Below are 13,662 nucleotides of genomic sequence, written 5' to 3'. Positions count from 1 at the left end.
CCGACATCGGGATTACTCGACTTATCCCGACCCCGCAATTATCCCGACCAAGGCTTGGCGCTGTGAGTATTCGGTTGTGAGGCAGGTCTTCTCGCGGTGATCGGAGGCGTGATGTCGGGATACTTCACAGGGTTTCGAGGAAGGCGAGCAGGTTGTCCGGGTGTCGGTAGCGGTAGCGCCCGGGTTTGCCGGTGGGTGCTGCGGTGCGGGCGAGGGCGCGTTCCTTGATGGTCATGCCGGCGTGCAGGTAGGCAGCGGTGGAGCGGCTGTCGGCGTGGCCAAGCCAGAGGGCGATGACCGCCACGTCTACTCCGCTACGCAGCAGCGTCATCGCGCAGGTGTGCCGCAGCGTGTGTGGGGTGAGCTTCTTACCGGCAGGTGATGGATATTGTTGCTGGGCAACGGATTTGTGGGTCACGAGCCGTGCTTCCACGGCGTCGTCGCTGGGGCGGCGCCCGGTCCGAGTGGGAAATCCGGGTTCGTCGTGCAGTCCGTTTCGTTCCTTCAACCAAACCGGCAGGATCGCAATGGTGGCGGGGGTGAGGAACGCCGAGATCACCGCGACATCAAGGTCGGCCCAGTCCAGCGCCGAGGGTGCCGTGCCGGTGCGGTCCTGCACAAACTTCAGCAGCAGCCGAAACGTGTTGCGATAGTACACGATCGTGGCGGGGCTGGCTTGACGCTGTTTGACCAGCCGCTCGCCGAAGAACAGCTGCAGGGTAGGCGCGAGCTGGGTCATCGTCGTTGGTGATGTCGATTCTTGCCACGCCACCTGTTCTGCCAAGAGAGATGATCTCGGAGACCGCCACGCAGGTCCCGGTCGCTACCGGTCGCAGGAGATTCAATTTGAACTCGGTTGTCGCGACCCAACACCCCGCCGGTCACCGGATAGAAGACAACTCCAAGGCAGTGATCGACCATTGCCGACAAGCATCCCCGTGGAGGAAACCGAACGGCGCTTTTAAATCCTCGCGTGTATCCATCTGTGCGGTCAGCCGTCCGGCTACGAACTCGGTGTGTCGAAAACCGAGATAACCGGCAAGACCCCCGGCCGAGGTCGCGGCGCTTTGCAATTGCGCGGCGATTTGTTTCGTCGAACTCGGTGAACTTCACGGGCATAACTCGGCGACCTCGTTTCTGATGCGACGTGGTTGAGACACCACGCCTGCAGCGTCACATCAGATATCGGAGAGTCCGTCACGATCATGGCCGGCAGCAGCAACCGGCTGAGATACGTCCATAGACCCTCGCGGCTACGCTCTCGCGGCCCCCGGACGGTGAGCAGGCTGAGAGTGGTGCGCAGAATCCACTCGAGCTCACGGTCGCTGCCGGAGAGCAGTCCGATGATCGGCTCTCGTCGTGCGGCCCGCACGGTGTGGTCCACGAAATCATGAGCGCGGAGCCTAAATCGCCGCGCGCGGCGATTCGCGGCTTCATCTGAAGTAGGTACTGTTCGGCGGCGCGGATGATGACACCGCACACGACTGCTTCCCTGCTGGGGAAGTAGCGGTAGACGGTGGCTCGCGAGACGCCCGCCGTTCTGCCGATTTCCTCCATGGTGATGTCAGCGACACCTCGGGCCTCGGGACATCGTTCGGCTGCATCGAGTAGCCGATCGCGGGCTGTGTCTCGATCTGCGGGCGCAGATGCGCCCCATCGTGTCGATTTGTCCGGCACGCAATCAGTGTGACCGACCGAAGGCATATTGTGGGCAGAGAGGAGCCGTGACACTATGACCATCATGTCTCATCTGATCGCACCGGGCTGAGAGCGGCGGGCGATGTCGATAGACCCTCGCAACCCGGTGATTTGCGGGGTCGGCGAGATTACCCATCGCGGCCATGCCATCACCGATCCGATCGATCTCGCTGTGGAGGCGGCGATGCGTGCTGCGGCCGATGTTGGGCGCCCGGTCTTGGATCGTATCGATGTTCTAGCTACGCCCGGCATTCTGATGATCCCGCGCGACAATCCGGCCACGAGGGTTGCCGAAGCCATCGGTATCAAGCCGCGACGCCGCATCAGCTGCCCGGTCGGAGGTAACACCCCGCAGTATCTCGTCGAAGTGCTGGGCGCTGAGATTGCTGTGGGCAGAGCGGACTGCGTGCTGGTAGTGGGTGCCGAGAGTGGTCATTCCGCGCGGAACGTCAACGGCAGGAAAGCAATCGCTGCACCGTCGCCGTGTGAGGCGCGGGACGAAGCCTTGGGAGACGCCCGCCCGGGGTTGAGCGACGTCGAGACGTCGGCGGGACTCAGATGGCCCCATGAGGTGTATCCGATGTTCGAGTCAGCGATCGCAGCACGTCATGGGCGAGACTTCAGCACCCAGCGTGACTGGCTTGGTGCGCTGATGGCGCCTTTCACTCAGGAAGCTGCACGCCACCCTGAGCAAGCGTGGTTCGCGCAGGCCCGCACAGCATCCGAACTCAGTGACGTGAGGCCGAACAACCGCATGGTCTGTGAACCTTATCCCAAGCTGCTCAACAGCATCATCACCGTCGATATGGGTGCCGCCTTCCTCATGGTTGCAGCAGAAGTCGCCGACAAGCTCGGCGTGCCTCGTGATCGGTGGGTATTCCCGTGGGCGGCGGCCAGTTGCAACGACGTGTTCTACCCGGTGCAGAGACCTGACCTCAGCCGCTCACCGGGGATACGCGCCGCAGCTCGCCACGTCCTTGCCAGAAGTGGGGTAGCAGTCGACGACCTCACGTGGTTGGACCTCTATTCCTGTTTCCCATCCGCAGTGCAGATCGCGATCGACGAACTCGATTTGGACCCAGCGGACGCGCGCGGTTTCACTGTTACCCGGGGGGCTGCCCTACCACGGGGGTCCGGGAAACAATTACGTCACCCACTCCATCGTGGAGATGGTTCGGCGGTGCCGACACCAACCGCGGGGACTTGGATTGATCAGCGGGCTCGGCTGGTTCATGACTAAATACTCGATCGGACTTTGGTCAGCGACGCCTCCGCCGACGGGCTGGCACGCGTTGAGCACCGCTGAAGATCAGGCTGAAATCGACGCTTCGCAGCTACCTGTGGTCACAGGAGAGGAAGCGAACGGAGCAGCAACGATCGACGCCTACACCGTTGTCTACGCCAGATCCGGTGACCCTGCGTGGACACCGGTCATCGCTCACCTCGCCGATGGCCGTCGTGTCGCAGCACGCAGTGATGACCCTGATGTTGCGGCGGCGATGTGCACCGAAATGTTTGTCGGCCGCAAAGTATCGCTTCGGCAATCCGGACCCGCGACGACTTTCGAGCCCGCATGAATGCCGATGCGTTGGTCCTCACACGGCCGCGAACGCTCGAGCGTCGCCGGATGACCGTACCCGACGTCAGCGACGACACCGCTGTCCTTCGAGTCGATGCGTGTGGACTATGCGGTACCGATCATGAGCAGTTCAGCGGGCACTTGCCCGCCGGATTCGCCTTTGTGCCAGGCCACGAAATCGTGGGCACGATCGAGAGCATCACGCCGGCGGCCGCCATGCGCTGGGGGGTGCAGAATGGGCAACGTGTAGCAGTCGAGGTGTTTCGCTCCTGTCGCGAATGCAGTGCGTGCCGGGGAGGAGAGTACCGGCGCTGTGTCAAGAACGGACTCGCCACGATGTTCGGTTTTGTCGACATTGCGATCGGTTCGGGATTGTGGGGCGGTTACGCCACGCACGTGGAACTTCCCTTCGACGCAATGCTGTTGCCCATTCCCGGCGACCTCGATCCCGTGATGGCCACGTTGTTCAACCCACTCGGTGCCGGCATCAAGTGGGGCGCGACATTGCCCGGAACCGCGGCAGGAGACGTGGTCGCGATTCTCGGCCCGGGCATCCGCGGAATCTGCGCAGCAGTCGCAGCCAAGGAGGCCGGAGCAGGGTTCGTCGCGATGACCGGCGTTGGCCCGCGCGATGCGAACCGTTTGGCGTCAGCCGAGTCGTTTGGTGTGGACCTCGCAATCGATGTATCCCGGCAAGACGCCGTCTCGGCGTTGCAAGCCGCGACCGGGGGGCAGCTCGCCGACGTCGTCGTCGACGTTACCGCCAAGGCGCCCAACGCTTTCGCGGACGCTGTCGCACTAGCTCGTCCAGGCGGGACGGTGGTGGTCGCGGGTACACGGGGTGGCGGGGGAGCGCCTGGATTCGAACCCGATCTGCTCGTATACAGGGAATTGCGGGTGTTGGGATCTCTCGGAGTGGACTACCCCGCGTATCGCAGTGCGATCGAGCTGCTGGTGTCGAGACGGTGGCCGTTCGATCGAATCTCCCGAGACGTCGTAGGATTCGATGCGCTCCCAGCGCTGCTCGGCTCGTTGGCAGGCGACTCTCCTCATGCCCATCCGGCACTGCACAACGTGTTCGTGCCGACTGTCTAACCGACGCAATGTAATTCGCGATGAAGGAGTCCGCACCGTGAAGATGAACCAACGCGTGCCCTTGCTAGACGTCGACGTGGCAAGCCAACGAGGGGTCGATTGTGGGCTGCCCGAAGCCATGACCGAGCTATCGGTGTTCCGCGTCGCGCTTCACCAGCCTGAAGTCGCCGTCGCATTGCACCGAATGTTGGAGGCATTGCTATTCAACGGCTCACTCGACGCTCGTCTGCGGGAGCTCATCATCATGCGAATCGGATGGGCGACAGGCTCTGCCTACGAGTGGACCCAGCACTGGCGCGTCGCGAGGCTGCTTGGCGTGCCGGAGAACGACATCATTGCTGTGCGGGAGTGGGAGACATCCGACCTATTCGGCTCTGTTGAAAAAGCAATCCTAGCGGCGACTGATGACGTGTTGCGCGATGGAGCTATCTCGGATTCGCATTGGTCGGCGTGCGTCGACGCGTTCGGCGGCGATTACTCGCTGCTGGTCGAGCTTGTCGCGGTCATCGCGAACTGGCGGCTCTTCTCGATTTTTTTGAGGTCAACCGACGTGCCGCTCGAGGAAGGCGTTGAGGCGTGGCCGCCGGACGGCACTTTGCCGACGCGCAGCTGAGCTGAACTTATGCTGATGCGGCGGACGCGCTGCGCTGCGCCTCGAGTAGGTCGTCGACGATGCGAGCGCAATCTGCGGCAGCCATGCTGTGCAACCCGGTGAGTCAGGCGAAGACCAACGGACCGACGAGTTGGCAGATCGCCAAATCGACGTCGAGCCCAGGCATCAACTCTCGAGACTTCTTTGCTTTGCAGAAGGTCGGCGAAGAGCTTTCGCGGTATTGTTCAACCAAGCGGGTGCGAAGCGTGACCATGTCACTTCGCCCAACCTCGGTCGGCGGAAGGATCCGGGTTCGCCGCAGGCCCCAACGCTGCCCACGCGGAATTTGTCAACCTGAATGAGGCACCGTTGAGCGGCATTTACTGAGTGGCCTCTTCGGTGTCGTCGGGTTTGTTGATCCACGAGCCGCTGGACAGTTTGGGTGGCTCGGGCGGCTTTCGCACGAATCGTTCCGGGTGGGCGGCGTAGGCGGCGTCGAGCACGCCGGCGCGTTTCTCGCGGATGATGGCGGCGGTGCCGTAGTGCACGTCAGCGGGAACGTGCAGGCCCAGACCGGTATGGCGATGGTCGTTGTTGTACCAGCCGAAGAAGGCCTGGCAGTGCCGCGGGCGCAGAGTCTAGTGCGGCAATTTCATGGATAATGACTATTATCCATGAAACGGCGTGGAAGCTGTTGGTGGACAGTAGGATTGGGCCGGTTAGAACCGTCACAGTGACGTATAAACTCTGCGCCAGCGCCAAGTGCCACGACCAGCCGACCGCCCGCGCCCGATTGGTGATGCTGGTTATTAGGCCCGGCAAGGGATGGCGGCCACCAGGCTCCAGTCGACCAGCAACGGCGACCGCGACGTGAAGATTGAACCCCAGGCCGATGCGCCGTACGCGCCGCTCCTGCGGGTTGACCATAATCGTACTTATCGGTACGGCGGCGTACCACGGTGATATCCGGGTCGGCGTGGCATCACGCACCGGTGTTGTTGCACGATCAACGACATGGACGCACAACCGCTCAGCGGCATCGCCGCGCCGCCGGACGCCCAGACCCTCGACGTCTGGGAGGGCCGCGACGGAGAGAAGTTCCGATTCTTTCGCGGCACGCGCCGCGGGACGCGAGTCGGAGTCGAAATCGTCGGCTTCCAGCGCGGCGACGGGACGACCGAGGAACGCACCGTCCACCTCGAGGCTGACGTAGTCGGTGGGCTCGATCTCGCCGCAGTCCAGGAGCTCATCGACGATCTGGCCGCGGCCCGCGACCAACTGCTGCGCCTCTCCTAGTGGTGCACGACAACCCCAGGAGTCGCGGCGCCGGGTCGCCATCGGAGCACGCAACGCACCTATCATTTCATCACAGTGACGAAACCAACCGGTTGGCCGGGTCGCAGGGTCCGGCCCGGCCGGCGCCCGACAATGCGGATCTCCCCGTCGACCTCGGTCTCGATGATGAATACGACACCGAGCCGTTCCCGGTGCTCGGCCAGTGGGCCGCCACCCTGGGCCAATCCGGGCACAGCGCCCAGCGGCAGGACGACCCGATGCGGCCGCCGGTGACGGCAGCGGCGCCGGTGGCCAGCCCGTTGTGGAACGAGCTGGCCAGCCGGACACCAAACGCGGCTGGCGGTCGCGCCCGGGGTGCGGTCGCGGTGACCGCGGCGGTTATGGTCGCCGTGGGCGCGTTATCGGCCTGGCTGCTGCTACGTCCGCCTGAGTCGCCGGCGCCCGCGGCGGCCCCAGCGCAGCGCTCCGACGACCCCACGCCTGCACCCACCGCGGCGCAGTCCCGCCTCCAGCGTCTGCTACCAGCCGGCTACTCCCCCGGTGCGTGCACACCCGCGCCGGCGCCCGCGCACGCCGTTGCCAAAGTCCTCTGCACACGCAACACTGACCGCGGCGGACCGCCCGCGGCCAGCTACACCCTGGTCGCCGAGAAGTCCTCGGTGCGGCCAGTTTTCGACGACATCGTGCGCAATTCAGCAATCGTGACGTGTCCGGGAAACATCCAGTCACCCGGTCCCTGGCGACGCAACGCCACGCCCCAGCACATCAGCGGCACCCTGGTATGCAGCTATCGCGCCGGGCGCCCAGCAGTGAGCTGGACCACCGATGCCGATCTCCTGGTCAGCGACGTTCTGGCCGATGCAGACGGCCCACCGCTCGACGAGCTCTACGACTGGTGGTCTGCGCACTCCTGATTCACACGGTCTGCTTCGCTGGTCCTTCCGCTCGGCCGCGCCGCCGTATCTCGTTGCCAAATTGTCAATAGCGCCCACACTTCCGGACAATCCTTGCGTCCCGTGCGGTAAGCGGTTCTGGCCACCTCGTCGAGCCGGTAGTCGATCGCGCGAGGCCGGTTCCCGACGTCGGCGGCTGGGGCGCTGCAGCGTTGGTGCCACTAGGCGGACCGCGCCGCGGCCCGCGCCCTAATGGAAGCGCCTGCGGCGCTGCTGGCGCCGGGCCCTGCGGGCCCAGCGTTGGTTTGTTTGCCTTCTGGCCCTCCGATTGTGGCCGGCGGTCCGCTGCGCGCAAGGCCACGGCCTCCGCTGCGCTTCGGGCCCAAGGGCTCGCAAACTTTTCCGCTCGCTGGCGCTCGCGAGGAAAACTTTGCGCCCGGACCTTGCACTCCACGGCCCTAATGCCGGCCCAAATCTCCAGTGCCAGAAGGCAAACAGAACGGGCGGCAACGCCCCTCACCGAAAGGTAGTGCAATGACCGACACCATCACCACGGCGGCCGACCCCGAATACGGCACCGACCATCAGGAAGGTCCGGACGCTCCGCTGGGCGGCACCCTGGAGCACCTGGATCCGACCAGTCTGGTGCTGGAGGACAATGTGCGTGACGAGGCCGACCTGGACAAGGAGTTCCTCGACAGCATCCGCGAGCACGGAGTGCTGACCCCGGTTGTCGCCGAACGCGGTGACGACGCGATTGTTCGGGTCCGCGCAGGGCAGCGGCGCACCCTGGCCGCGCGTGCTGCCGGGCTGGCCACCATCCCGGTGTACATCCGGCCCGCGACCGCCACCGACGACCGCACACAGCTCACCGATCGCATCGGCCAGCAGATCGTTGAAAACGACAAGCGCCGCGACCTCACCGACGCCCAGCGCGCCCGAGGCATCCAGCAGCTGCTCGATGCCGGGGTGTCGGTCACCAAGGTCGCCAAGCGTCTGGCAGTCCCGCGCGACACCGTCAAAGCCGCTGCCACAGCGACCGGTTCGGCGGTGGCGATGGATGCCCTCGACGCCGGGCAGCTCAGCTTGGTCGAGGCCGCCGCGCTGACCGAGTTCGAGGACGCGGACGAGGGCACGCTGCAGCAGCTCATCGATGCCGCTGGTGGCCCGCAGTTTGAGCACACCCTCGCCCAGCTGCGCCAGCAGCGCCAGAGCGCCAAGGCCCGTGACGACGCCGCCGAGTCCTACCGGGCGCAGGGCTACCTGGTCCTCGACGAGCAGCCAGCCTGGCGTGACACCAGTTGCGTTGAGCTGCGGTGGCTGCGCACCGCTGACGGGGAAGCGGTCACCGAGGACGAGATCACCGACCCGGCCCATTGGGCGGTGTGGTTGGACGAGGAAATGGGGTTCGTCGACCGCGTTACCGGCGAGCGGGTTGAGGAGGACTGCATCGACTTCGCCACCGAAGACGATCCCAACGCCGAGGCCGAGGAAGGCCTGCGTCACTTCTCGACGGTGCTTGAAACAACGGTGTTCGCCGCCGAGTGGTACTGCATCGACGCCGAAGGTGCGGGCCTGCAGCTCGACTCGTTCCTGACCAACACCCGCCCGGGGGTGCACGGCCGCGACGAGGCCACGAACGGCGCGGGTGGTGAGGACGCCGAAGCACGGGCACAGCGCGAAGCCGAAGCCGCTGAGGCGGCCAAGCGGGAACGCCGCAAGGTGATCGCGCTCAACAAACTCGGCGACGCAGCCGCCACCGTGCGCCGCGACTACGTGCGTAAGCTCCTGGCACGCAAAGCCCCACCCAAAGGGGCGGCGGTGTTCGTCGCCGACTGCCTGGCTCGCGACAAGTACCTCCTGCAGGAAAACCGTGGCGACGACACCGCAGCCGATCTGCTCGGATTGGGTAAGAGCACCGGCATCCGGGAGCTGATCAAAGGCCTGGGCGCAACCGGTGACCCTCGCGCTCAGGTGATCACCCTCGCACTTGTGCTGGGTGCTCTTGAGGCGCGCACACCCAAGGACGCCTGGCGCAACTCGGCCGCGTGGGGCCAGCACGTCAAATCGGCTGACTACTTGAAATTCCTTGCCGCAGCTGGGTATTCGCTGGCAGCGGTGGAAGAGGTCATCATCGGCACGGCAGACGCCGACGCCGTGTATGACCGCACCCTCCAGGACAAGCAGGCACCATCCGACGACGACGAATAACAGCGGTGACGGGTGTGGGACCGGATGCGCGCGGGGCCGGTCCCACACCCCGCCACCGGCCAACCGTCATGCACGTCCAGCGGAGCGGCCGCCGCCGGCGTCCGCCACACCCTCCACGATGCGGAAGCGCCTGTGCGGCGCTGCTCGACGACGCTGGCCCCATTCGGGTCCAGCGCTGCCTCATTTGCCTTTCTGGTTCAGCGATTGTGGCCGGCGGTCCGTTGCGCGCAAGGCCGCGGCCTGCGCTAACGCTTCGGGCCTTCGGCTCGCGAACTTTCCCCGAAAGACGCTCCCCTGCGGGTCACCGGGAAACTTCGCGCCCGAACCTTGCACTTCACGGCCCTTATACCGGCCCACAACTGCATTGCCAGAAGGCAAAAAGAACAGGTGGCAACACCCAATCTGAAAAGGACGCCATGACAAATATCTGGCACCACATTTGAACGGTTTCAAACAGGACACCGATGCACCGAGCGCCGACTCCCGATAAGGGAGAAATACCGGCCGTCGAGAGGATTTATCGGGTTGGAATGACGTCGTCAGAAACGCGATAGGAATTCGTAACAAAAACAATCGAAAAAATCCCGAATGACCATAGCATAAGCCCCGTCCAACCATTAAAATTAGCGGTAGAACCGCCAAAAATAGCGCCATTCCGAGGAGGGTTGAAAATGTCGCAAATCACCGTCTATACGAAGCCTGCCTGCCCGCAGTGCAAAGCGGTATTCCTTGCACTGGACAAAATGGGTAAGAAATACCGGAAGGTTGATATCTCCACCGATCCCGAAGCCCGCGAATACGTCATGGCGCTCGGATACCTGCAGGCGCCCGTGGTGTACGCCGGCCCCGATAACCATTTCTCCGGATTCAGGCCAGATCAGCTCAAAAACCTCGCCGCCTAACTTCCACACCCGAAAGGACCCAACAGCCATGACCCTGCACACCCTGCCCACCGGCTACGAGCCCAACGGCTACGACGAACACGCCGAGGTGATCAGCCAAGCCCGCGGGCAGGTCCTCGACGAGCTCGCCGCCGGACTCGAGGCACTCAAACGCGCGAGCGACGGCATCGCCGAGCTGCGCAGCAGTGGCGTGCACGACGTCGAACTCGTCGAAGGGCGCGACGGACGCGACCTGGCCACCTTCATCGACGACAGCATCCGGTTCGGGCGCGCCGCCTACGCCGTCATGCACGCCATCATCGATAAGGAGACCCCGTAATGAGCGCCCCTGCCCAGCGGCGCCCACCGCTGGAACTGGTTCCCGATTCCGACGCGGACCAGGACACCGACTGGCTGTCCGGCGAAGCCGCCGACACCGCGGATCCGGCCGCCGAGCGCCCCGAAACCTGGCAAGCCCAAACGGTTCTCAACCAATGGGCACCGGAACACCAGCTCATAGGCGCGCTGATGTGGCTGACCGCCGAGCAGGCCCGCCCGATACTCGAGCTCGTCCCCGACACCGCGATCTGGCAGCCGATGCGACAGTGGACCTACGAGATCATTCGGGCGCTGGTGGATGATGGGCGCGACCCCAACCCCGTGGTCGTGCTCGCCGCCGCGCGCCAACGAGCATGGAGCCACGCCGCCAGCGCCGACCAGCCGCCCACTCCATGCCAGCATCACCGGCTCGCCCTCTACCTTGCCGCCGCCTACACCCAGGTCCTCTCGCCGGCGGCCGCCGCCGGCGACTACGCCCGCGAGGTCCTCGACGAGGCCTACCGACGCGCCTTCCGCGACAACGGAATCCGCATGCAGCAGCTCGCCGGCTGCGGCGCCGAACGCGAACTGATCACCGAACAGTTCGCCGCGATCCGCGACGAGCTCGCCGACCTGTGGCGCCGCGCCGAATCTGCGGCCAAGCCCGGATGGTGGCGCCCATGACCCGCACCGACCACCTCGAGGCCGCGATCGCCTGCCACACCGCCCGCCACCTGGCCGCCACCACCTACCTCCAGCCCGGCCGCTCCCACAGCGACGCCGCCCAAATGATCGAATCGCTACACACCCGCGCCCAGCGCCGCGCCGAACGCCGCATCCGATGAGCCGCCCGCTTCCGCGCACCGTCGCGCTGCGTCGACGTCTGCTTGAGGTTCTCGACGCCGCCGGCAGCGCGGACCTGTCGACCAAACAAATCTGTGAACGCGCCGGGCTGAACAACTTCGAGCACCACGCCTACGCCTACCCGCAGCTGTGCGCGCTGGCCAGACTGGGCGTCATCACACGCACCCCGCCGGACCCGCCCACCGAGGTGCACTGGCGCTACAACCGCGCCGACCAAACCGACCACGCGTTCAGCGCGGTTCTCGACACCAGAGGGGGCGCGACATGAAACCTGCCCTGGCCGTCGCGGCCGCGGTCGTTGCCAGCGCCGCCCTCATCGCGCAGCCGCCCGCGCCCGCGGCCGCGGCGCTGATGACCGTCAGCCCCGGCGACCGCATCGACACCCCCAACATGTGCACCATCGCCTACACCTACACCGGCCTCAACGAGCACACCTACGCCATCACCGCCGGCCACTGCGCCAACGGACAAGCCGGTGCGCGACCATAGCAGCGGCGCCACAGGCATTTTCATCGCCAGCATCGTCGACCCGCCTCGCTCCGGCGGCGCCGACTACGGTCTGATCGACTTCGGCCCCAACAGCTTGCCGCTGGGATTCATCGGGAACCGGCCGATCGCCGCCAAGAACCCGCCGCGGCCCCACCCCGGCCAGACCGTATGCCGCGCCGGCATCACCACCGGCCACCAATGCGGGACCATCGCCGCCGTCTACGGCGATCAGCAGTACCTCACCACCGGCATGCCCGCCAGTCGCGGCGGCGACTCCGGCGCACCCGTATGGACCAGCACCGTCGACGGCGGCGCGCAGGTGATCGGGATCTGGCTCGGCGGGCGCACCACCGCCGACGGACACGACTACGGACGCTTCGCCGCGCTGAGCTCTGCCGTCGCAACACTCGGAGTCGACGCCGCAGACTAAGCACCGCCGCCCCGGCAACGAAACCCCGCGCTGGCGCGCGGGATTGGCCGCCCTGGGCGGCCATCGGGTTGGGTGCCCGCTCACCTTCATTTGCCGTCAGCTGGCCGCCAAGTATGACCGACCGGGACCCGTCGGCATCAACCCCCGCTTCCGACGGGCTCGCCCGTCTGCGCTCCAGTTCGCTTCGCTCACTTGCGCTGCGCCGTGCGGCTCCAGCGGCATTTTCGGCCCTACCCAGCTCGCTGCCGCTCGCGGCCGAAAATCCGCTTCCAGCATTCCCGCCGGCGGGGGTTGACACCGCCACCCGGCCGGTCCCCCAACAGCCAGCGCTAACCGGCGCACCCATCACCAACCAAACGGAGAACAACGCCATGTCCAAGATCGCAATCAGCGAGGCACACATCGCAGTCCCAGCCGGGGCCATCTCGCAGGCCTACGTGCGCCTGCGAGGAGCCCAAAGCGCCGACATCAATGTGCACCACGCCCACACCGACATCGCGCGAGTCAACCTGACCTGGGGCCGCATCCTGATGAGCTTCTTCAACGCCGAAGCCGCCCAAGGCGTACTCGAGGGTTTCTCGGCCGCCCGACATGCCCTCGCCGGAGTGCCGGCCGACATCGCACCGCCCGATCAGCAGCCCTACGACGGTCCGGCCATCGCCGTCGACTGGACGCGGCGCCCGCCCTACGCGATCACGCCGCGCGAGGCCACGATCACCGAGAAACACGGCATCGTCCGATGGGTCCACTGGGTCGAGGTGTACATGCGGCCGGTGACCTTCCAGATCGTTGACGTAGCCGCTTTCCACAGCGCGCTCGAGGTGCTGCGGTTGGCCCACAAAACCGCAGTTGCGGTCTGTCTTGACGGACCACAGCACCGGTTCGACCCGACCGCCGACGCGTACCGCCCACAGCGGTAATCCACAGCCCAACACCGAGGGGCCGCACTTTATCCACAGACCGCAGTGCGGCCCCTCGCGGTCACGCCCGCCCTGGGCGACCATGCAGCCATGAAGACCTGGACATTGACCATCGCCAGCACCAACAGCAGCGGCTACAGCCTGCGCGCCATCATCGGCGCCGACGAGAACACCGACCAAGCGCGCGAGCAGCTGCTGGCTGCCGCGGCCACGATGATCGCCCACAGCGACGTCGACGAACGACCCCGCTACACCCTGCAACTCGGCGATCAGCTCGTCGCGATCATCCAGACCGGTGACGATGAGCTTGGCGTACCCGACCACTGCGCCACCGCCGAGCTGCTCGACGCAATCGAGCACACATCGCCAAATCCGTTCGACCGCTAGCTGGGCTGC

At 65.5% G+C, this 13,662-nt stretch carries 15 protein-coding genes and 4 pseudogenes; 15 read left to right on the top strand and 4 right to left on the bottom strand.

Annotation, left to right across the window (positions count from 1 at the left end; genetic code table 11):
• Positions 1-124: 124 nt before the first annotated feature.
• From M1248_RS15220 to M1248_RS15210, 3 genes and pseudogenes are all read right to left on the bottom strand, one after another.
• Positions 125-739 carry a tyrosine-type recombinase/integrase gene (locus tag M1248_RS15220; protein WP_317148915.1) on the bottom strand — a complete coding sequence of 205 codons (615 nt, stop codon included), beginning with the start codon at positions 737-739 and terminating at the stop codon, positions 125-127.
• A 1-nt stretch (position 740) separates the two neighbouring features.
• A pseudogene (locus M1248_RS15215) lies at positions 741-1,113 on the bottom strand (PaaI family thioesterase); the annotation flags it as partial.
• Between the two features lie 79 nt (positions 1,114-1,192).
• Positions 1,193-1,734 (bottom strand): annotated as a pseudogene (locus tag M1248_RS15210) (TetR/AcrR family transcriptional regulator); the annotation flags it as partial.
• Positions 1,735-1,780: 46 nt separating this feature from the next.
• On the opposite strand from M1248_RS15210, the pseudogene M1248_RS15205 reads away from it, so the two are divergent.
• The 3 genes and pseudogenes from M1248_RS15205 to M1248_RS15195 all read left to right on the top strand — a co-directional run bounded on the left by M1248_RS15205 (position 1,781) and on the right by M1248_RS15195 (position 4,985).
• Positions 1,781-3,275 (top strand): annotated as a pseudogene (locus tag M1248_RS15205) (acetyl-CoA acetyltransferase).
• Complete coding sequence (locus M1248_RS15200) at positions 3,272-4,372, top strand: zinc-binding dehydrogenase (protein ID WP_317148914.1); 1,101 nt, start codon at positions 3,272-3,274, stop codon at positions 4,370-4,372. Before M1248_RS15205 ends, M1248_RS15200 begins: the two are co-directional and overlap by 4 nt.
• A gap of 37 nt (positions 4,373-4,409) precedes the next feature.
• Positions 4,410-4,985, top strand: coding sequence for a carboxymuconolactone decarboxylase family protein (locus M1248_RS15195; protein WP_317148913.1), 576 nt, complete (start codon positions 4,410-4,412; stop codon positions 4,983-4,985).
• Between the two features lie 359 nt (positions 4,986-5,344).
• On the opposite strand, the pseudogene M1248_RS15190 reads toward M1248_RS15195, so the two are convergent.
• Positions 5,345-5,590, bottom strand: a pseudogene (locus M1248_RS15190) (IS3 family transposase); the annotation flags it as partial.
• A gap of 388 nt (positions 5,591-5,978) precedes the next feature.
• Here M1248_RS15190 and M1248_RS15185 point away from each other — a divergent pair.
• The 12 genes from M1248_RS15185 to M1248_RS15130 all read left to right on the top strand — a co-directional run bounded on the left by M1248_RS15185 (position 5,979) and on the right by M1248_RS15130 (position 13,653).
• Positions 5,979-6,260, top strand: a complete 282-nt coding sequence (locus tag M1248_RS15185) for a hypothetical protein (protein ID WP_317148912.1) — start codon at positions 5,979-5,981, stop codon at positions 6,258-6,260.
• A gap of 92 nt (positions 6,261-6,352) precedes the next feature.
• Positions 6,353-7,174, top strand: coding sequence for a hypothetical protein (locus M1248_RS15180; protein ID WP_317148911.1), 822 nt, complete (start codon positions 6,353-6,355; stop codon positions 7,172-7,174).
• A gap of 513 nt (positions 7,175-7,687) precedes the next feature.
• Complete coding sequence (locus M1248_RS15175) at positions 7,688-9,364, top strand: ParB/RepB/Spo0J family partition protein (protein WP_317148910.1); 1,677 nt, start codon at positions 7,688-7,690, stop codon at positions 9,362-9,364.
• A 671-nt stretch (positions 9,365-10,035) separates the two neighbouring features.
• Positions 10,036-10,266, top strand: a complete 231-nt coding sequence (gene nrdH, locus M1248_RS15170; RefSeq protein ID WP_317148909.1) for a glutaredoxin-like protein NrdH — start codon at positions 10,036-10,038, stop codon at positions 10,264-10,266.
• Positions 10,267-10,294: 28 nt separating this feature from the next.
• The gene (locus tag M1248_RS15165; protein WP_317148908.1) at positions 10,295-10,585 is read left to right on the top strand and encodes a hypothetical protein; all 291 of its coding nucleotides are present in this window, start codon (positions 10,295-10,297) and stop codon (positions 10,583-10,585) included.
• On the top strand, positions 10,585-11,247 hold the full coding sequence (locus M1248_RS15160) for a hypothetical protein (protein WP_317148907.1): 663 nt from the start codon (positions 10,585-10,587) through the stop codon (positions 11,245-11,247). Before M1248_RS15165 ends, M1248_RS15160 begins: the two co-directional genes overlap by 1 nt.
• The gene (locus tag M1248_RS15155) at positions 11,244-11,408 is read left to right on the top strand and encodes a hypothetical protein (protein WP_317148906.1); all 165 of its coding nucleotides are present in this window, start codon (positions 11,244-11,246) and stop codon (positions 11,406-11,408) included. The genes M1248_RS15160 and M1248_RS15155 overlap by 4 nt, the downstream gene beginning before the upstream one ends.
• A complete protein-coding gene (locus M1248_RS15150) occupies positions 11,405-11,695 on the top strand; it encodes a hypothetical protein (protein ID WP_317148905.1) in 291 nt (96 codons plus the stop codon). The genes M1248_RS15155 and M1248_RS15150 overlap by 4 nt, the downstream gene beginning before the upstream one ends.
• Positions 11,692-11,916 (top strand): hypothetical protein, encoded by a 225-nt coding sequence (locus M1248_RS15145; RefSeq protein WP_317148904.1) that lies wholly within the window; start codon positions 11,692-11,694, stop codon positions 11,914-11,916. Before M1248_RS15150 ends, M1248_RS15145 begins: the two co-directional genes overlap by 4 nt.
• Positions 11,903-12,346 (top strand): hypothetical protein, encoded by a 444-nt coding sequence (locus tag M1248_RS15140; protein ID WP_317148903.1) that lies wholly within the window; start codon positions 11,903-11,905, stop codon positions 12,344-12,346. Before M1248_RS15145 ends, M1248_RS15140 begins: the two co-directional genes overlap by 14 nt.
• 371 nt (positions 12,347-12,717) lie before the next feature.
• Positions 12,718-13,266, top strand: a complete 549-nt coding sequence (locus M1248_RS15135; RefSeq protein ID WP_317148902.1) for a hypothetical protein — start codon at positions 12,718-12,720, stop codon at positions 13,264-13,266.
• Between the two features lie 90 nt (positions 13,267-13,356).
• Positions 13,357-13,653: a hypothetical protein gene (locus M1248_RS15130; RefSeq protein WP_317148901.1), complete on the top strand. Its 297-nt coding sequence runs from the start codon at positions 13,357-13,359 to the stop codon at positions 13,651-13,653.
• Positions 13,654-13,662: the final 9 nt, after the last annotated feature.

Source organism: Mycobacterium sp. 29Ha (genome assembly GCF_032883055.1).
Taxonomy (GTDB): Bacteria; Actinomycetota; Actinomycetes; order Mycobacteriales; family Mycobacteriaceae; genus Mycobacterium; species Mycobacterium gallinarum.
Note: the sequence above shows the minus strand (reverse complement) of the source record. Positions and strands in the feature narration are given on the sequence as shown.